Origin of the sequence: Tenacibaculum ovolyticum DSM 18103 (genome assembly GCF_000430545.1) — a bacterium.
Taxonomy (GTDB): domain Bacteria; phylum Bacteroidota; class Bacteroidia; order Flavobacteriales; family Flavobacteriaceae; genus Polaribacter; species Polaribacter ovolyticus.
Genome location: NZ_AUMF01000008.1, coordinates 55,843 through 75,350, shown reverse-complemented (window position 1 = coordinate 75,350; position 19,508 = coordinate 55,843). Strand labels below are relative to the sequence as shown.

Here is a 19,508-nt window from a genome sequence, read left to right as displayed (position 1 = left end):
TAGTAGCAAAACTAAGTATAGTTTTTTATCTTTGCAATAACGGTCGAAAAGGATAGTATAACTATGTATAAATTTAAAGATAAAGAATACCCTTGTTGCACAAGTTTAACAATGGGAATAATAGGCGGAAAATGGAAGACAGTAATCTTATTTCATTTGTTAAAAGGAAAATTAAGATACAATGAGTTGCGAAAAGAAATGCCAACGGTTACAGAAAGAACTTTAAGTTTACAGTTAAAAACATTAGAAGAAGATGGTATAATAAATAGAAAGGTATATACGTCTAAACCTCCTTTAAAAGTGGAATATTCTTTAACCGATTTCGGAAAAACACTCATTCCTTTAATAAAATCTATTGCAGCTTGGGGAAATTATGTGGTTGAAAATTCTTTGGAGTAGTTTTTAATGCAGCTTGTACATCGTTGGTAGTAGCTTTTTACCAATTAACATTTGAGAAAAGTAAGTTAATATTGAGATTAAAATAGCAGGAATACTAAATAATATTGTGTCATATAAAAAGACATCAAAGCTTTGATTAAAAGATTTAATAAGAACTATTATTCCTAAAATAATGCTTACAGCTATAAAGTAATATAGATGTTGAAAATGATTTTTAATTAATAAAATTGTGAAAGGAGCAAGCCACCAAAAGATAAAGATGTAAAAATGGTAGGCGTAATTCACATAACTACTAATTTCAACATAATTACCAATATATGCGTTTGTAGTAACTTCAAGTAAAGGAATTATTATTTGACCAACTACAATTAAGATAGTCATATTGACTAAGGCAGCTATAGTATAAAATTTTTTCATTTATATGTAGAAGTAGGTGTGATCATTTAGAACAAAAGCTATCATAAGTAACCGATGTATTTTTATAGTGTTTTACAGTTTTCAAAAATACACTCAAAAAACAGACTATGTTTTTGAAAAGCCATAAAATAAGTAAGGGAAAACCGTAGAATTTAGCTTTAATAATAATTTTTAAAACAACTATAATTAAGCCTAACCAATTTTTTTAGTCCGTTTTTAGTTTTCTTCTCCAATATACAATATATATAGTTCCTAAAACAGACGGTAACGTCCAAGAAATTAAAGTTCCAATACCTAAACCGGCAACTACAAACGCTGTTACTGAAGCAATAAATGCTCCAACCATTTTACCAATGTGATTGGCAAGCCAACCATTTTTTGTTTTGCTGAAATTTTTATAATAAATAAAATCTCTTATTGTTAATGAAAGTCCGAAGCCACCAAAAAAAATGAACAGTAAATATGTTGAATTCCCTTTTAGTAAACCATAGGCACCAAATAAAACCATAAGTGCAGATAGTATTAACATAACCCCAGAAATGATTTTATCAATTGGCTTTGCAAATTTTTTGTCTTTTGATTTAAAAGTCAATATTTGATTTCCTGAAATAACCAAATAAATAGTGAATAGCCCAATTAGAAAAAGAAATATATTTTCGTGCTTAGGTAAACAAGAAATAGGGATTGAAATTAAAGAACTTGTTAGCATTCCGATAGAGAATAACTTCCCCATTTTTTTATGTGGCTTACTTCCTTTTTTTACTATAATACTTCCAAATCCTGTTATTAAACCAAGTCCGCCAAAAAATGCGTGAATGTAAATAAAAATCGTAATTATTTCTTCCATTTGTAATCAGTTAAGTTTGATAATTCAAAGGTCGAATTATAATGGTGCTTTCAGTAACTTAAATTTCTCAACTGTTGATTTTTCGTGATGAGTTGGTGAAACACTAGTCTAGTGTTTATTTAGAAGTCGTTTTTTGTACATTATTAAAAAGTATATTTATAGAAACGTACACGCTCGTACATTTTTGAAAAATTTTAATTTAGGAACGTACAGCCGTGTACGTTCCTGTTTTTTTTGTTTTTAAAAATGTACATGGCTGTACATTCCTAAAAATTATTTTTTTTGAAGCGTACAGAATAGTTGCATTAATTATTTGAAAATAAACTTAATTAATAATGTGAGTTCGATGTAAGAAAAAGGTGTCAGTTCGAGTGAAATTCTGAAGGAATTTAGTATCGAGAACAGCATTTTTCGTTTTAAATTATTTCTTCTATTTGTAATTAGTTAAGTTTAGTGATTCAAAAGGTCGAATTATAATTATGTTTTCAGTAACTTAAATTTCTCAACTGTTTATTTTTCGTGATGAGATGATTTAGTTGTTCTTAACGTTTTGTATTTGGTTTGTTGCGAGTTTAAATGTGCTAAATTTTCGGTAAAGTACTAACTTTATAAATAATTACTTAACTTTGGTTTAGTGATTTGCAGTAATAAACTATATACTGTGTTAGATGCAGGCTTACATTATATACTTATTCATTTCATAGCGATTAAGATCATTTATAGTCTTTAGGTAGCTCTTAAATAGGTTATTAGAAGTGAGATTGTTGTAACTGTCGAACTCTATATTTTTAATTTGATTATCATTTTCTAACTTAACTATTAAGCTTAATGTTAATCCACTTTTAGTCAATGCAATATTTTTAATATCTTCTGTGCCGTAGACAAATAAATTATATTCATTTAATGATATTAACTCAAAATCAAATAACATTACAATGAATTTATTTAATTTAAAACTAATAAAGTCATCTTCCATTTTGAGTTTTACTATTGCTAAATTTACAATTATTTCATTCGACTTTCTTGTTAAGTCCACATAGTTATTCCTAGAAGCATTACTTGTTTCTTGGTAAGGAACTTCTCCATAAGTACTGCCGACATATAATTTTCGATTAAGAGGTTCATCATTCTCTTTAATTTCATAGAAATATTTAACATGTGAATTAACTCTTTCATTAAAAGATAGCTTTCTTAGATTTGTAATATAATTATGATAATAGTTTCGAGCTTTTAAGTTGTTAAGTCTTTTAAACTCATAATCTTCAATTTCTTGATTTTCTATAAATAATGTACCGACCTTATCAATAGTTCTTAAAGAAGACCAATCGTTTAGTAAATTAGAAGCTATTTTATTTTTTAAAGAAATGAATGATAGTATAAATTTATCAATATCTGAATAAAAGAAACCAATTCCATTTTCAATAATATATTTTCTAATTATATCTTTTTCATCTATTGCTTCTTTAAAAAGCATTGATTCGTTATTAATTGTAGTCTTAGCTTTTATTCTTTGAATATCATCTAGTTTTTCAATATCAAACTTTTCTAGTATTGGATTTTCTACTTTATCATCAAAAATACGACTTCTCAAAATCTCAATTTTTGGATTATGTCCACTTGAAAAATCTTTTTTATTTATGAAATGTACTTTAGGTATTAGTTTTTCTAAATTTAAATCTGAACTACTAAAGATGTCGTTAAGGCGATTAATACGACCAATAAGGTTAATTAGTTCTTTTCCTTGAAGACGATAAGTATTTAAGATGAATAATGATTCAATTGGCAAGTTGATACCTTCTAAGATTACTGTATTTGCAATTAAATGCTTTATTGATTTTATTGATTTAAACTTACTTTCTAAGTATTCTTTAATTATATCAGGGAGTTTTCCATGTAAATATATTATACCGTATTTCAAGTATTTTATGCCATAAAAATCTTTATGAACCTCACTTCTAAGTACATCTGTTAATTCGTTTAATTCAATGTCATTTTCAATTGAAGACAAATGATTTGAAAATTCTTCAGCAATATTTTCAATCCTTCTAGGGGAGTTTTCGTAAATAAAATTTTTTGAAAGAGAATTTCTTAATATATAATTGTATTTATTCGGAATCGCAGATTCTAATAAGTAGAATTGATTTACAAATCTGTTGTATTGGTATTTTTCATTATTTACTGTAAGTTCGAATATGTCAGGTTCTTTTACATTGAAATTAATTTTATGTTCATGTATATTTTGACTATTTGAAACTTTTAAATTTGAAACATCATTAATTAGAGGTGACAAATAAATTACTTTGTGATTAGGCTTGTTTAGTAAATTCCTTTTAATAAGCCTTGATAAAAGAACTTGACGATTACTACTATCTTTTTTTAAGATATTATGAGCTTCATCTATGATAAGAACATCAAAGTAAATGTTTTTTCTATTTATCAACCGAAGTGCTCTTTCTTGTGTGAAAATAGCAATGAAATTTGTTTCATCATTATACATTTCATCATGAATAATGATTCTTTTTTGAAGGTTAGCAGTACGTATCATTTGATAAGTCTGCATTAATAAAGATTTTGTTGGAACAATAATAGCGACCTTACTAGTTGTTAAACTGAAATTTCTGATATAATCTACTATTATAGAACTTTTCCCAAATGAAGTTGGAGCTATATATGCTTTTTCAGCTGAATTGTCTTCTATGAAATTTTGACTTTGAATATTTTGCTCTAGTGTTTCATAATATTCATTAGGATTTTTGAATTCATCCAATCTTATATCTATGATGTAGTTTGTAAGTAATTCTTGTTTATATAATTCATTACTTGTTAGAGATTTTACAATAGGGAAGAAGCCGAAGTTTACAGAGAAATCATAAAGAGGAATATAATCTTCATAAAAAATAGAGTATTTTAAAATTATGTAATATGAAATATCGGCATAGGTTTTAAACCTATTATCTTTTTCATAGTGTTTTAAAAAAATAATTGCTGTTGCAAGAATATATGATTTTTCATCATAATTTAGATTTACGCCTGTTGTTAGCTTTTTAAATATTAATTTGAATTGTTCATCTTTCCCAATATATGTCAAACTTCTTTTTTCCTCTTCAATCATTATTTATATACTTAAGAATTTTTCCAATAAATCGATTGACTTTTTATTGACACATATTAATTGGATTCCATTAAATTCTTTGGAGTCAAAGGTGTCTTTAATCTCTTTTTTAATCTTGCTTGGGTCTATTGATTCCCAATGATTCCCAAGAAAAATAGTAGAAGTAGGAATTATGTTTAAGTTTTGAATATTCTTATACACTCCACTTTCAAAGTCATCTGCAAGTTTTTTTACATTCTGCCTTAAACTACTTGTACTTTGAACATCTATTTGAGAAGCATGATGATAAGCATTTCTCCATGGATTATTTCCTTCGTTGTCACATACTTTATTCTTTAAATCATGATAAGCTTCTGATAGTTTTTTCTTGTGAGTAATACCTACAGTAGATGCTTTACCGGACTTACTTTCTAAAATCCATTCAGCATTATTTTTTGAATAATAGCCGTCAAACCCTTTTTTTATCGACCTTTCTTCTAAATTATAAAAAAGGAATTCTTGCTTGAAATTATATTGGTTTAAATATAAATGAATCATGAATTCTGCAACTGCACCCATTTCAATAGTTGAACCTTTTTTCTTAATTAAATAATCTCGTAATCTTTTTTTTGCAACAGAGATATTTGTAGTCGTGTGACCCTCTGTTATTAATCGAATTTTACTATTTATATGGTTGCCAATTTCAATTGTTATTTCTTCAATATTAACAAAGTGTATATAATTACCGTTTCCGATATCTTCAGGAGGTATTTTAAATATTGTAGTTTCTATCGGCATTTAGTTGTTTCTTGTTTGTGTCTAACGTTCAGTCAGTATAAGAAACGTAGGGCAGGTGATAAGCACTTTCGTTTCGGTTTATTACTTAGCTAAATATTTTACTTTTTCTACTATAAACGCAAATTTTATATTTAGCGGACTTTGTGAATATTCACAAACCTTTCGGTTTAGCACAAGCGCCCTATGTTTTTTATACCTTGTTGTAACCACTACTTATGGCACAATGCTTAATAAGTCAGTGAACATTTCTGTAAATTCATATTTATCTGTTCCATTATCGCTATATTTTTCCATTTCTCTAATTTGTTCTGTTGTCATAAGTGTCCAATAGTTTTCAAGCACGTTCTGTTTTCTTGAAGTTTTTTCTGCTGCGATTAACACTTTGGCATCACAAGTATCGGAAAAATTTAAAGTGCTTCCCGGAGGCAAATTCAATACATCAAGATGAACATAGTTTTCAGGTTCACGTTTCAGTGTTAAATATGCTTTTATTCCAATATCCCGCAATTCTTGAATTTTATTTATGTTTTGTTGTTCTTCATTTGTTCCTTTATCTGAATCAAGCAATACACAATAAGGAACTGCAAATTGGTCAATTAATCGAAGTGTAGTCCAATGCTTTAAATTACCACAACCACCAATAGGAACTAACGCAATTCTTTTGTCTTCAAAAGTGTGGTCAATATGTCCTCCACTTTTTAATTGGGTTGCTGTATGATTTACAAATGTTACATCACTTTTACCTTCTAAAAGCAAAATTGCACTTGCATTTTTTTCAATTGGGTCTGCTAAAACACCTAGTGTGTCTGCAATCTTTTCAAAAACATCTTCAGTTCCTAATTCAACTGTTCTGTTATTTCCAGTTTTTTGAATGAAGCGCAAACTGTCTAATGGGAGTAAGCCTCCAAGTGCAGGTGTGTGTGTTGTCAAAATTATTTGTGAATTACCAGTATTAGATAATTCCATAAATGCTTGAATTAACATTTCTTGATGGTCGGGATGTTGAGAGGTTTCAGGTTCTTCAAAAGCGAATATTATTTGGCTTCCTTGATTCTGTGCTCTTAATCTTTCTGCTTCTGCTCTGAAAAAGTTTAGTAGAATTAATCTTCTTATTCCACTTCCTCTTTTATTGATTGGAATATCCTCTTCTGATTTTATTGTTAGTTTAAATTGTGAGTCAAATTTAGGTTCTGTTTTAAACTCAGGGATTAATTCTTTTGCTAAATCTGGCGACATTTCTTTGAGTTTTGCTAAAGTTCTATTAGCTGTGTCAATAGCTTTAATTCTTACTTGTTCTTTTATATGTTCAAGTTCAACCGTTAATTCTGATAATGCTTGTTGAACTGCAATTCTCATAGGGTCTGTCACTTCCTTATCATCATCTTTACTTTGTCTGTCTGATTGGAAAAGTGCATAAAGTGGTAAATATGATTTTAAAGTATCATAAACCTTTTTAGTATCTTCTTTGTCAACTAATAATTCGGTTTCTTGAAGTGCGAGGTCTTCAAAAGAATTTCTTATTGCTTGTCGAATTGACGAATTAACGTTTCCATTATAATTTTCGTTTGGAATTCTTAAAGCTGTAGCCCTTTGTTTTAATTCTGCTTTTTTTAGAGTGAGTAAATCATTACCATCAGCAATACCTGGATGATTACAAATAATAAAAACTTTCTCTTTTGGTTTTGCAGCAGTTGCAGCAAAAACCTTTTTTATTTCGAGCTTGTTTTGTATATTTAATAAATGTTCGGCTTGTAAAGTTGTCGGATTTGCAGCATCAATTATTAATTCTGCTGGAAAATCCGAAAAAACACAGGTTATTTCAATTTTGTTATTGTCAGCAGTAATATTTAAATCGTCCTTTTCGCAATTCACTAAAGAGTTGTTGAAGAATATTTCAAGAGCTTCAAGTATGGTAGATTTTCCAGCATCATTTTTTCCAATGAATGCAGTTAGATTAGAAATAGGAATAATCGTTTCCGTTTGATAGCCTCTAAAATTCTTGATTTTTACTATTTCTAATATCATTGGTTGTTTTTTTGGTAATGGTATATAACGTTTTATGTATGGTTAGTTAAATTAAACTAGTAAAAGAAAGACATATCTTAGGGGGATCTTCAGGATTTTCCGAGTATACACAGACCTAAGCAATTAATTATACATGCTGTTGGTAACAGTATTATATTATTTTAGATACAGTCCTTTATTTTCTAATTTACCGAAATATTTTTCATATTGTTGAATAGCATAGATATCCATCATACCTCCTATATAATCTAAAACATTTCTATCCCAATTTTTTGGGAATCTATAGTTTGCAGGTAATAACTTCATATCTTTATTATAGTCTTTGTCTGTATAAAGTCCAAATAATCGAGTTAATACATGTTTACCTAATTGTTCATATTCAATTATATCAGATTGTCTTTGAATTGTTTTAAAAGTTAATTTTTTTAATCCATTAGATAGTTTTTCTAAGCTTTTATATCCTAAAATGTTTTCAGAAGTTAGTCCTACATCATTAATTAAAGTGGCAGCTAAAATTGAACTTAGTTCTTTTCTAAATAACATAGCGTATTCTTCTGATGTACCATAAGCTTCGGATTTTGATGCAAATAATTTGGCTTTTTCGACTATTTTGGTGAGGATTTCTGATGTATCTTTATATTTTTCATTTATATTAAACTCATGTAAAAGCTCATCTATATTAAAGTATTTTAACTTTAATGAATCTTCCAAATCGTGAACTGCATAAGCTATTTCATCGGCTATGTCCATTATTTCACAATCAATTGTTTTGTGGCTAATATCGTACTCTTTTAGCCAGCTTTTAACTAAATCATAATCATCGTCATATAGAAATTTTTTGTTTGTTATCTTTTCATTTTTTTTTTGTTTTTTTAAATATTTGACCGTTCCAAGCATTGTTCTTAAAGTCAAATTCAAACCATTAAAGTCATGATGGCGTTCCTCAACTCTTCGTAGTATTCTAAATGTTTGGGCATTTCCTTCATAACTTTCTTGAGAACAATTTCCTAAGAATATTTCTCCAGCATGACCAAAAGGAGGATTGCCAATATCGTGTGCTAGAGAACAAACTTGAACAGTTTGAGTATCTTTTAATCTAAGTTTTTTTGCAATTGTTTTTGCAATTTGAGAAACTTCTAGACTATGAGTTAATCGATTACGATAAAAAACTTGGCTTTTGGGTACTAGCAATTGCATTTTACCTTGAAGTCTTCTAGCTGAAGATGAATATAAAACTCTTGAAAAATCTATGTCAGAATGACTTCTATAATAATAAGTGTTTCCTTTATATTCTTTATCAACTCTTGTTTTGCTAACTAATTCTAATTCAGCTTCTTTTTCTTTAATATAATCTATTTCCTCTTTCATTTTTTATTTATTGTTGCCAACTTGTTTATATGCGTACAAAAGCTACTGTTATATATCTATTATAGGTATGTAATCAATGTCCTAATTTTACAGTTTTGAAAACTACACATAAAAACCGTACTATCTTTACGAGAAACCGTAACATAAGTAAGGGAAAACCGTACTTCTTATTACAAATGTGGTGTAATAACAAAGTGGTTTATAAAAAAATAACACAAGAGTTGCTTATTTAAGTGTAAGAGGGGTTGATATTGGTGTAAGCGAAAGAATTTAACGCATAAGAGTAACACCTGAGACTGCGGTATTTAATTTGATTTCCTCTTTTTTATTATTAATAAATTCAAAAGAAGTGGCATTCAGTAAATTTTCCTCTTTGGTGGTAAGGTGAAATTTATAATCAATTTTAGGTGCGCTGTTAGGAGTCAGTTTTTTTAAGTGGTTGGCAATATCGTGTATATCGTATTGGTAATGCCAGGTAAGTGTTTTTCCTTTGTTATTTAGTATGGTAAAATATAAAACAACAATTGGTGCGTGTGTTTTGGGGAGTGTTTTCCCTTTAAAATAACGTTTATTTAAAAAATAACGTTCACCGTTAGCAGTAATGGCAGCAACCGAAATAATTTTATTGGTTAAACCCGTAATGCTATGCTTAATGGTAATTTGCTGTTTTCTAAGGAAAGCTAAATCAGTATCAAGCGCTTCATTTATTGTAATTTCAGTATTGTTATCAAGTTCTTTTTTATTGAACTTTTTTAATGTTGAATTAGATAATTCTTCTTTGGTGATAGGAGTGCAAATTCCTTCAAAAAAAGTAACATCATCTTTACTATTTCCTACTTGTAAAGTAAATGCACCTTTGGTAAATAGTACCAGGTTTAAATGGCTGTATTGCTGTTGTTTTGTAATAGGAAAGAAGATACCAGTTCCTAGTATTTTTCGTAACGAATGCTTTTTAAATTTAAACTGTCCTTTGTATAACTGTTGTTCTTTTTTAGCGTAATAGGTTATTTCTAAACCCAGTGGTAATCCAACATATTGCGGTTCTTGATTTTCCCAATACTTATTTTTAGTAGCCACTCGCTTTTTATCAAATAGATCTGGTTTGCTATAAAATCGATTGGTTAACAGTTGAGGTTTCGAGTTTTTAGTACCTACTAGATTAATGGAAAGAATGGTAGCGTCAAGATTTTTTTCTTCAATTACATAAGCTTTCCATAAATATTGGCTCCAGTATTTTATATAAAGCACTATCAATGCGATTGCTGAGAAAAAGAGGGTGCTATTAATTAGGGTTAGCAATCCGTTTTTCTGCAAAGGAATAATAACACCGTAGTTAATAGCATACGCAACTAAAAACGGAGCGACACAAAAAATAAGAAAGCAAATAAGCGAGTTTGTAGGATTGTATCGTTTTCCCCAACTTAATAAAATGCCTCCCAAAACTGACAAGCCGATTCCTATAACTGCGTAAATAATTAACAGTATAGTTAAGTAGCTTGCACTTGCAAAAATTAGGGTTGTAAGTATTACAAGCATTATTACGGTACTGATACTTGTAAATATGCGACCTGTTTCTGAATCCATTAAATGTGGTAAAGTTGTTATCAAATATATCCTATTCCGTTTTAAAAGCCTTGTTTATATATTGTAAATATTTACTGTTTTATAGCTGTAGGTAAAGTATAAGTGTGAATTTATATCGTTCAGAACAAAATTACGGCGTTCATGTCATTTTAATTTTTTTGTTTTTAGAAATGAATTAAATTTAAAACAGAATTAATGAACTAATTATATAAATATGTTATCAGAAGAATTAATAAAAAACCCATTAACCCCTGTTACGTCTGCTAAAAAAGAAATTTTAGAAGTTATAGATTTTTTAGAGCCTATAGCGGAAGATAACGGAATTGTTACACCGTTAGAAAAAGCACACTTTTTTGGGCAATTAGCACATGAAAGTGGTTGGTTTAGGCACTCTTCAGAAAATTTAAACTATTCTCATTATGCTTTGAGTAAGGTTTTTAGAAAATATTTTCCTACAGAAGATATCGCAACTGCTTATGGAAGACAACCTGAAAAGATAGCTAATAAAGTTTATGCAAATAGAATGGGAAATGGAGAAGAATCGTCTGGAGATGGATGGAAATATCGAGGAAGGGGATTAATACAAATCACAGGAAAAGAAAATTACCATAGCTATGCTAAAGATAGGGGTGTAGATTTTGTAAATAATCCAGATTTGATTGCACAACCAAAATGGGCGGTAGATTCTGCTGTGTGGTATTGGAACAAACATAATTTGAATAAATATGCCAATATGGATGCTCTAAAAATCATTACACGAAAAATTAATGGAGGAATGAATGGTATAGAAGATCGTCAGAAATGTGTTGATATTTTTAAGAGTATTTTGTAAAGTTCGTATTACTAAAGTGGCGTTATAAAAAATGATATTTAATAGAATAAAATAATGATAATAGTAGGTGTATTTAAAAAAATTATGATTAAAATGACTTAAGTGTTCGTTACTTTTTAGCAGCACATTATAGATGATTTATGTGTAAAACAAAAGACCATTTTATGAAAATAAAATGGTCTTCATAAATTAAATAAAGGAGGTAAATTTTTATCGATTAGTGTTTATGCTAGGGTCAATAAATTTATTTAACTCAATTTCAACCAATGGAATTTTTAAAAAGAATTTTTTATCATCAGGTTCTAGTCCGCTCAGTATTCTATGATTTCCTGTTCTTGTAATTCCTTTTCTATACCTTTTAGCATCAAACCACTCTACACCAAACTCTGCATACAGTTCTTTTCTTCTTTCAATTAAAATTTCATCAAGTAAAGATTGTCCTGTATTGTTAGATTTTACAGCGTTAACATCTCTGTTAGCTTGTAATGTAAATAATAAATTATGAGCGCCAGTGGTATCTCCGTTATGATATTTAGCTTCCGCCTCAATAAGAATCATTTCAGGAGTTCTCATAAAAGGAATATCTGCAGAGAAAGAAAAAGCAAACTTGTCGGTAACCCAATGGCGGTAGCTATCGTTTACAGCATTGTAATGGTTTCTAAATAGTTTTCTAACATCAGTATCAGAAAATAAGTTTACAAAATCGTTATTTACAAAAGTACCATAGTAGCTTAATGCGTTGTGATCGGAAATTACGTGAGGTGCCGCTGCCCAACCTTGGTTTTGTTCTTTGGTTTGTATAGCGCCCCATATCCATTCATTACTTTCTGCAATGTCATCAAAACCATTATTATATTGGTTTGGGTGTAATACGCTAGTGGGGTTTCCGCCTCCGTATGCTTGTTTTGCAGCTTTTTCAGCATCAAGCCAGTTATTTGTTGTTTGGTAAACACGTGCTAAAATACCGTTGGCAACATGAGTGTTTATGTATGATTTGCTAATACGGTTTTCAGTTAAATTGTTTACTGCAAAAGTTAAATCTTCTATAATAAAATCATACATTTCTTGCAAGGTGCTCATTCCTAAAGGTCCTGTATTAACAGAAGGTTCTTTGTATAAAGGAGGTGCAGGCAATGAGGTATCAAAAGAATAGGTGTGTTGGTATTCTAAAGTGAGTTCAAAATAAGCTAAAGCACGCATTGCTTTGGCTTGTGCAATTAACGTTTTTTTATCAGCATCAGGTACAGAAGAGTTTTCAGCACCTTCAATAAAAACATTGGCCTCATCAACCAGTATGTAAAGATATTCCCAAGTAAACTTTGCTCTATTCCACGTTGGTTCTCTATAGGCATTACCATAGTCGTATTGAAACCAGGTAGTTCTGTTAATTAAATCATTTCCTTTAACAGCACGAGCATAATATATTGAGTTTAATGCCGCAGAATCAATACTAAGTCTATAAGTTCTTAGCCATCTTACCATACCAGCTATATGGGCTTCCATACCTTCTAAAGAGGCAAAAATTACTGTTGGTGCAATTCCTGTAGGTTGAGGTTCGTCAATAAATTCTTTGTTACAACTTACCGTATTAAAAGTAAATAGCGCTATTAATGCTATTTTAATATATGTGTGTTTCATGTATTTTATGTTTTTAAAATTGTAGTTTAAGTCCAAAAGTGTATGTTTTTTGTCCTAAAGCCCGTTGGTTTGTACCTCCGCCAAAACCTTGTTCAGGATCAACACCTTTATGGCTTTGATAGGTAAATAAATTATCTCCTTGAAAGTAAATTCTTAAGGCAGATGCTCCTATTGATTTAATAGCGTCTTGTGGTAAAGAGTATCCGAAAGTCAACGCTTTTAATCGTACGTAATTATTTTTAAATAAAAATCGATCGGAATATGAGTTAAATGAATTCGTGTTTGTTTGCAATCGTGGTACATTGGTAATGTCTCCAGGTTTTTGCCATCGATCTTTAAGATCTACTGATGCAGCATACCCTTGCGATTTAAAACCATTCATTAAAGAAGCGTAGTCGTAATCATATAAATAGCTTCCGAAACTATAGTTAAGTAATATGTTAAGGTCAAAATTACCCAAACGGAAATAGTTATTAAACCCTCCAGTAAATTTTGGAATAAATTCTTTGCCCGTATAATACCTTGTTGCAGCACTATAATCTGTCGTAATTTCTTTTGAGCCTGTAGGTTTATTGTCGGTATCTAAAACATCTTTATACCATTGCGCCTCACCTGTGTCAGAATTTACACCAGCATATTTTCTCATGTAAAATTCAAAACGAGAACCACCTTCTTTTAAATTACTACTATTATCTTCATTTTCGAGTGCTAAAATTTCACTTTTAAGTGTAGATATATTAAAGTTGCTAGACCATTCGAAGTTTTTAGTAGAAATATTTTGAGTGTTTAACGATAATTCCCATCCGTAGTTTCTTAAACTTCCGTTATTTGTGGTAACCTCACTAAACCCTGTTGAAGGTGCTGAAGGAAGATCGTAAAATAATTTATTGGTTTGTTTATTAAAGTACTCGAAAGAAGTGTTTAGAAAATTAAATAATTTAAAATCAACACCAAAATTAGTCGCAACAGCCTCTTCCCATGTTATTTTAGGATCACTAGGCCAATCGTATAAAACACCAGGGTTGCTACCTTCATCGTAACCTGTTAAGAAATTAGTAAGATATAAGAAATAACCGTTATCATTTGATTCATTACCTAATTGCCCATAGGATGCTTTTAGTTTTAAGTTATTTAATATTTTGTTTCCTTTAAGAAAAGCTTCTTCTGATACAATCCATGATCCACCGACAGAATAAAAATTTCCTCTTCTAGCATCGGGTGCAAATCGAGAAGATTCATCAGTTCTGTAAGAACCTTCTATAAAATATTTTTCTTTGTAGTTGTAAGAAAGTCTTCCTAAATAACTCGATATTCTGTGCAATATATCTCCACCACTAACCGAAGTAGGGGTAGTTGTTGCGCCTAAAGTATTACTGTTACCTAATAAGCCTTCACCAGTAGCGCTTAATGCACCGTATTTGTATTTGTAAGCTTCTTGCAGTACTAAAGCATTAATGCTATGGTCTCCTAATTTTTTGCGATATGATAAAGAGTTGTTTATCGTTGTGGTTAAATAAGTGTCTTTGGTTTGAGAAATGGCACCTCCGTTAGAAACTGACGAACCAAATTGATTGCTAGCATAGTTATAATAATCATACACAAAATATGTGTGATTAACCATTGTTTTAAACGATAAATCTGACGTTAAATGTATTTTTACATTTGCATTAAGGTTTATATTATCTCTAATATGAGATTGGTCATTGAAGTATAATTGACCAAATGCATGTTGGTTAGGCGCGTAGGGTCTTGTACCATTAACTGGTTGTAAAGGGCTAGCGCCGAGATCGTATATTAAATTTCCACCAGCATCTTTTATTAATTGGCCATTTTCATCACGTTGGTAAACAGGATAAATGGGAGACAAACTTAAAGCCCATGCAGTTGCACTTGTGGTAGAACCACCAGTTTGTATGGGAACATTTTGTTTCGATGTAGAGTAGGTTACACCTAAACCAGCACTAAGCCATTTGTTAGCTTGTGTATCAACATTTAAACGAGTTGTAATACGCTCAAAATTTGAAGTTTTTACTGATCCGTCTTGATTCAAATAATTACCAGATAAAAAATAAGTTGTATTCTCGTTACCGCCAGAAATAGAAAAACTATGTTCTGATCTTATTGCGGCATTATTAAAAATAACATCTCTCCAGTCGGTCTCCCAAATTTTCTTAGTATTAACTAAATTACCGTTTGCATTAACAGGTGTAGGTGTGTTTGGCCCATACGGATTGTAGCCTATAAAATCTATAAGTCCGTTTGTAGCTTTTGTTCCTGCTAGTATTGCATTGTCTCCTTCTATATATTGTTTGTCATTTTTTATTGCCTCCCAAGTATATTTAAACTGGTCGTCTATGTTTAAAATTTCATGAGGTTTAACCGATTGGCTAGCAATACCTATTTGTGTTTTAATAGTTACTTTGGGTGCGCTGTTTCTGCGTCCTTTTTTGGTGGTAATAACTATAACACCAGCGGTAGCTCTAGAACCATAAAGAGCGGTAGAGGCACCATCTTTTAAAACACTTATTGATGCTATTTGATCTGGGCTAAAAACATTAATATTACCATTGTAAACAGCGCCATCAACAACATATAAAGGTGAGTTACTACCGTTTATTGAGGCAAAACCTCTAATTCTTACTACAGGGTTTGATCCTGGTTGTCCTCCGACAGACATTATATTAACACCAGCTGTGGTTCCCTGCAAAGAACTTGTTATTGTAGTTACTTGTTGTTTTTCAAGAATTTTAGAATCTATAGAAGCAACAGAGCCAACAATTGCTTTTTTTGCTTGCTTACCATAGGCAACAACCACAACTTCATTTAATAAGCTGGCATCCTCTTGCATTGTAAGGTTAATATCGTTGTTGTTTTTTACAATTATTTGTATAGTTTTCATGCCTACATAAGAAAAGGTTAGAGTTTCTCCTATATTGGTTATAATATTATAGTCTCCTTCAAAATCTGATTCGGTACCAGTTGTAGTGCCATTAATTATAACCGATACTCCAGGTAGCGGCACATTTGTGTTGTCTGTTACCTTACCTTTAATCGTTATTTTTTCTTGAGAATTTGCGTTTAAATAAAACAGCAAAAACAAAATATTAAAAGAGTTGAATAAAAGTTTTTTAAAAAAAGAATACTCAAGCTTATAATATGAGCTAAGTTTTTTTTTATCCATAATTTTGAATTTTTGTTAGTTAATTTTTAAGTCCTTGTCCTAATATTTAAGTTATGTTTTAAACATATTTGCGTTAAATATTGTGTCTTTTTTTTAATAAAAAATAATTAACTAAGGTGAAATTGATGGATATCGAAATTAATTCTAAAGAAGAGAAAACACACCTGTTGCTATCGAACTATATTCGATAAAGAGGTGTGTTTTTACTGTAAATAAATTTACTAGTTAAGAACTGGTAATGTGTAATTTCTTAATTTTTAATAGGATATAAGTGTTTTATGAAACGATATCTGTATACGATAGGTTGTGCACACACTCGCTATGATAAATCATTGATGATTCTATATGATCAATATTATGAAAACCTGCAAGCTCATCCATAATAAAAGAGCGCAAACTATCAGAATCTTTAACCGCTACGTGAATCATAAAATCGGTATCGCCAGCAAGATGATAAAAACGTATAATACCTTTAATAGTTTTTACTTTCTTTATAAATGAATTAACTATTTCTCTTTCGTGCCTTTTTAAACGAACTGCAACTAACATTTCTATCGTAGCACCTAGTTTTTTTAAATTTAGATCGGCATTAAAAGCTTTAAAATAACCTTCATTAGTTAACTTTTTTAACCTTTCATGGCAGGTTGACGGTGCTATATCTAACTCAACAGCTAACTCTTTATTTGATAACCGAGCATTATTCTGTAATAATGTTAATATTCGAATATCCTTTTGATCTAACTTCATTTTTTAATGTTTTTTAGAATTATTTTCATTTATTTAAAAATAAACAAATCAATTATTCGTGGATGATGCAAAAATACGGAATATTGTTCAGTATTAAAATTTAAAATAAATAAATAATGAATATTGGTATTATAGGTCTTGGAACGGTAACTCAAGGGTTTATTGAAATTTTATCTGAAAAAAAGAATTGGTTACAAGAAAAATATGGAACACATATTAAACTGGTTGCAGTTAAAGATATACAGAAAGGGAATGTATATAATTCCAATGGTATAGATTTAATTGAACTTTTAAGTAAATTAAATAATAATGAAAATCTTAGTGATGGTAGTTTGTCAGAAGATACTACAGTCGCATCTATAAATGCTATAGATTTAATTGTAGAGGCTACTTATAGTGATTACAAAACAGGTGATCCTGCTTATACTTTTATAAAAGACGCACTTTCTAACGGTAAACATGTTGTAACTACTAACAAGGGGCCGGTTGCTTTGCGTTTTACGGAGTTAAACAAAATAGCAGAAGAGAATAATGTGTCGCTTCGTTATGAGGGTACTGTATTAAGTGGTACACCAACATTTTCACTTATTGAAGAGTGTTTGACAGGTGATGAAATTCTTGAAATTAGAGGAATACTTAACGGAACGAGTAATTACATTCTTTCAAAAATGTCTGAAGGTGATTCTTTTGAAAACGCATTAAGTGTTGCGCAAGAAAAAGGATACGCAGAGGCAGACCCTACAAACGATGTAAAGGGATATGATGCTAGAGGTAAAGTGGCAATTCTTTCGCACAAAGTTTTTGGTGTTGAATTAGGCTTAGAGAATATACCTACTATTGGTATAGATGCTATTTCGAAAGAAGCATTAAATACTGCTAAAAATGAAGGGAAGAATATTCGTTTAATAGGAAGCTTAAAAAAAGATGGGAATACTATAACCGGAAAAGTACAACCAGAAGCATTGCCAACATTTGATGCGTTATCTAACATCGGTGGGGTAACAAATGCTATAGAAATTACCACAAAATATTTAGGAAAAGTAATGATTACAGGTCCTGGAGCAGGGAAGTTAGAAACGGGGTATGCTGTGTTTTCTGATGTATTAACAATATTAAAAAACAATAAGTAATGTTAATAAATTTAGTAGAAAAAGTAGTAACAAAAGGCATGCTTATAGGTGGTAATTGGGTAGAAACTACCGAAAAACTGCCTGTTTTAAATCCGCATACAGGAGAAGAAGTATACGCTATTTCTTGTGCAACCGAAACACATGTTTACGATGCTTTAAAATCAGCAGCAAAAGGAAAAATAATCGCTAGAAATTTACCTGCTTACGATAGAAGTGAAATTATCTTAAAAGTAGCTTCTCTTTTAAAAGAAAGAAAAGAAGAATTTACGCAAACAATCGTAAACGAAGGTGTTAAAACCAAAATGGAGGCAGGTAAAGAAGTTGATAGGTGTATTAATACTTTAACACTTTGTGGGGAAGAGGCAAAAAGGTTAACGGGAGAAACTGTTCCTTTTAATGCTTTTGCAGGCGCTTCAGCAAAAAAAGGACATTATGTATACGATCCTGTAGGTATTGTTACCGCAATTACGCCTTTTAATGATCCGTTAAATTTAGTTGCTCATAAGCTAGGACCCGCAGTAGCAGCAGGAAACGCTATTATTTTAAAGCCTTCAGATTTTACACCAATCTCAGGAATCAAGTTAGGAGAGCTTTTTTTAGAAGCAGGTTTGCCAAGTCACGTTCTTAATATCATAACAGGGCCAATAAGTAATTTCGGAGATATTCTTGTTACAGATTCAAGAGTAAATATGGTAAGTTTTACAGGAGGTTCTAAATCTGGAGAAGCGATTGCTAAGGCAGCGGGAGTTAAGAAAATTGGAATGGAATTAGGATCTAGCTCCCCAGTAATTATTATGGATGATGTTGATGTTAACGCTGTAGCAGAAAACTGTGTTGGCGGTATGATTTGGGCGGCAGGGCAAAATTGTGTTGGTGTAAAACGGATGTATGTGCACGATGCCGTTTATGATGCTTTTAAAGAAAAAGTAGTCAACCTTTCTAAAGCTGTAAAACTAGGAAATCCTGAAGATGAAGCTACAGATATGGGGCCGATTATTACCAATGAAGCAATCGATAAAATTGAAAGTTCAATTGCCGATTTAGAAAAAGGAGGTTATAAAGTTTTATGTGGTGGTAAACGAGTAAACAACAGTTTTGAAGCTACAATTATTGAAGGTGATTTTGATAATGCACTAAACGGAAAAGAAGAAATCTTTGGGCCAGTTGCTACAATATCTAAAATTAGCTCATTAGAAGAAGGTATTACTGCAAGTAATGATTCGCCTTACGGATTACACGCAGGAATTTTTACGAATAATATAGATGCTGCCTTTAAAGCTACTAATGAACTGCAATGTGGCGGCGTAATGGTTAACGACTCGTCTGATTATCGTATAGATATGATGCCTTTTGGAGGTATTAAGCAAAGCGGAATTGGACGCGAAGGTGTTAAAGCTGCAATACGTGAAATGAGCACAACTAAAATAATTTGTTTCAATCTTAAATCATAA

At 30.6% G+C, this 19,508-nt stretch carries 14 protein-coding genes; 4 read left to right on the top strand and 10 right to left on the bottom strand.

Features of this window, described 5'->3' with window-relative positions; all coding sequences use genetic code 11:
- Positions 1-63: 63 nt before the first annotated feature.
- A complete protein-coding gene (locus H518_RS0100305) occupies positions 64-399 on the top strand; it encodes a winged helix-turn-helix transcriptional regulator (RefSeq protein ID WP_028887215.1) in 336 nt (111 codons plus the stop codon).
- A 3-nt stretch (positions 400-402) separates the two neighbouring features.
- Here the strand turns inward: H518_RS0100305 and H518_RS0100300 are convergent, their stop codons facing one another.
- The 7 genes from H518_RS0100300 to H518_RS0100270 form a co-directional block, all read right to left on the bottom strand.
- Positions 403-816, bottom strand: coding sequence for a hypothetical protein (locus tag H518_RS0100300; protein ID WP_028887214.1), 414 nt, complete (start codon positions 814-816; stop codon positions 403-405).
- Between the two features lie 205 nt (positions 817-1,021).
- Positions 1,022-1,663 (bottom strand): hypothetical protein, encoded by a 642-nt coding sequence (locus tag H518_RS0100295; protein WP_028887213.1) that lies wholly within the window; start codon positions 1,661-1,663, stop codon positions 1,022-1,024.
- A gap of 676 nt (positions 1,664-2,339) precedes the next feature.
- Positions 2,340-4,775, bottom strand: coding sequence for a DEAD/DEAH box helicase (locus tag H518_RS0100290; protein WP_028887212.1), 2,436 nt, complete (start codon positions 4,773-4,775; stop codon positions 2,340-2,342).
- A gap of 3 nt (positions 4,776-4,778) precedes the next feature.
- On the bottom strand, positions 4,779-5,552 hold the full coding sequence (locus tag H518_RS0100285; protein WP_051263605.1) for a hypothetical protein: 774 nt from the start codon (positions 5,550-5,552) through the stop codon (positions 4,779-4,781).
- Between the two features lie 213 nt (positions 5,553-5,765).
- The gene (locus tag H518_RS0100280) at positions 5,766-7,577 is read right to left on the bottom strand and encodes an ATP-binding protein (RefSeq protein ID WP_028887210.1); all 1,812 of its coding nucleotides are present in this window, start codon (positions 7,575-7,577) and stop codon (positions 5,766-5,768) included.
- A 156-nt stretch (positions 7,578-7,733) separates the two neighbouring features.
- Positions 7,734-8,945, bottom strand: a complete 1,212-nt coding sequence (locus tag H518_RS0100275) for a deoxyguanosinetriphosphate triphosphohydrolase family protein (RefSeq protein ID WP_028887209.1) — start codon at positions 8,943-8,945, stop codon at positions 7,734-7,736.
- Between the two features lie 270 nt (positions 8,946-9,215).
- Positions 9,216-10,529, bottom strand: a complete 1,314-nt coding sequence (locus H518_RS0100270) for an MFS transporter (RefSeq protein WP_028887208.1) — start codon at positions 10,527-10,529, stop codon at positions 9,216-9,218.
- Positions 10,530-10,743: 214 nt separating this feature from the next.
- Here H518_RS0100270 and H518_RS0100265 point away from each other — a divergent pair, with 214 nt between their 5' ends.
- The gene (locus H518_RS0100265; protein WP_043706288.1) at positions 10,744-11,361 is read left to right on the top strand and encodes a glycoside hydrolase family 19 protein; all 618 of its coding nucleotides are present in this window, start codon (positions 10,744-10,746) and stop codon (positions 11,359-11,361) included.
- A 210-nt stretch (positions 11,362-11,571) separates the two neighbouring features.
- On the opposite strand, the gene H518_RS0100260 is transcribed toward H518_RS0100265, so the two are convergent.
- The 3 genes from H518_RS0100260 to H518_RS18915 form a co-directional block, all read right to left on the bottom strand.
- Complete coding sequence (locus H518_RS0100260; RefSeq protein WP_028887206.1) at positions 11,572-12,999, bottom strand: RagB/SusD family nutrient uptake outer membrane protein; 1,428 nt, start codon at positions 12,997-12,999, stop codon at positions 11,572-11,574.
- Positions 13,000-13,012: 13 nt separating this feature from the next.
- A complete protein-coding gene (locus H518_RS0100255) occupies positions 13,013-16,180 on the bottom strand; it encodes a SusC/RagA family TonB-linked outer membrane protein (protein ID WP_051263604.1) in 3,168 nt (1,055 codons plus the stop codon).
- Between the two features lie 276 nt (positions 16,181-16,456).
- Positions 16,457-16,927, bottom strand: a complete 471-nt coding sequence (locus H518_RS18915) for an Lrp/AsnC family transcriptional regulator (RefSeq protein ID WP_051263603.1) — start codon at positions 16,925-16,927, stop codon at positions 16,457-16,459.
- 116 nt (positions 16,928-17,043) lie between these two features.
- On the opposite strand from H518_RS18915, the gene H518_RS0100245 reads away from it, so the two are divergent.
- Positions 17,044-18,057 (top strand): homoserine dehydrogenase, encoded by a 1,014-nt coding sequence (locus H518_RS0100245; protein WP_028887204.1) that lies wholly within the window; start codon positions 17,044-17,046, stop codon positions 18,055-18,057.
- The gene (locus H518_RS0100240) at positions 18,057-19,508 is read left to right on the top strand and encodes an aldehyde dehydrogenase family protein (RefSeq protein ID WP_240472481.1); all 1,452 of its coding nucleotides are present in this window, start codon (positions 18,057-18,059) and stop codon (positions 19,506-19,508) included. Before H518_RS0100245 ends, H518_RS0100240 begins: the two co-directional genes overlap by 1 nt.

What these genes read in the sequence shown, in the direction of transcription:
- H518_RS0100305 (WP_028887215.1), top strand. Translation starts at nt 64, where the DNA reads ATGTATAAATTTAAAGATAAAGAATACCCTTGTTGCACAAGTTTAACA.
- H518_RS0100300 (WP_028887214.1), bottom strand. Translation starts at nt 816, where the DNA reads ATGAAAAAATTTTATACTATAGCTGCCTTAGTCAATATGACTATCTTA.
- H518_RS0100295 (WP_028887213.1), bottom strand. Translation starts at nt 1,663, where the DNA reads ATGGAAGAAATAATTACGATTTTTATTTACATTCACGCATTTTTTGGC.
- H518_RS0100290 (WP_028887212.1), bottom strand. Translation starts at nt 4,775, where the DNA reads ATGATTGAAGAGGAAAAAAGAAGTTTGACATATATTGGGAAAGATGAA.
- H518_RS0100285 (WP_051263605.1), bottom strand. Translation starts at nt 5,552, where the DNA reads ATGCCGATAGAAACTACAATATTTAAAATACCTCCTGAAGATATCGGA.
- H518_RS0100280 (WP_028887210.1), bottom strand. Translation starts at nt 7,577, where the DNA reads ATGATATTAGAAATAGTAAAAATCAAGAATTTTAGAGGCTATCAAACG.
- H518_RS0100275 (WP_028887209.1), bottom strand. Translation starts at nt 8,945, where the DNA reads ATGAAAGAGGAAATAGATTATATTAAAGAAAAAGAAGCTGAATTAGAA.
- H518_RS0100270 (WP_028887208.1), bottom strand. Translation starts at nt 10,529, where the DNA reads ATGGATTCAGAAACAGGTCGCATATTTACAAGTATCAGTACCGTAATA.
- H518_RS0100265 (WP_043706288.1), top strand. Translation starts at nt 10,744, where the DNA reads ATGTTATCAGAAGAATTAATAAAAAACCCATTAACCCCTGTTACGTCT.
- H518_RS0100260 (WP_028887206.1), bottom strand. Translation starts at nt 12,999, where the DNA reads ATGAAACACACATATATTAAAATAGCATTAATAGCGCTATTTACTTTT.
- H518_RS0100255 (WP_051263604.1), bottom strand. Translation starts at nt 16,180, where the DNA reads ATGGATAAAAAAAAACTTAGCTCATATTATAAGCTTGAGTATTCTTTT.
- H518_RS18915 (WP_051263603.1), bottom strand. Translation starts at nt 16,927, where the DNA reads ATGAAGTTAGATCAAAAGGATATTCGAATATTAACATTATTACAGAAT.
- H518_RS0100245 (WP_028887204.1), top strand. Translation starts at nt 17,044, where the DNA reads ATGAATATTGGTATTATAGGTCTTGGAACGGTAACTCAAGGGTTTATT.
- H518_RS0100240 (WP_240472481.1), top strand. Translation starts at nt 18,057, where the DNA reads ATGTTAATAAATTTAGTAGAAAAAGTAGTAACAAAAGGCATGCTTATA.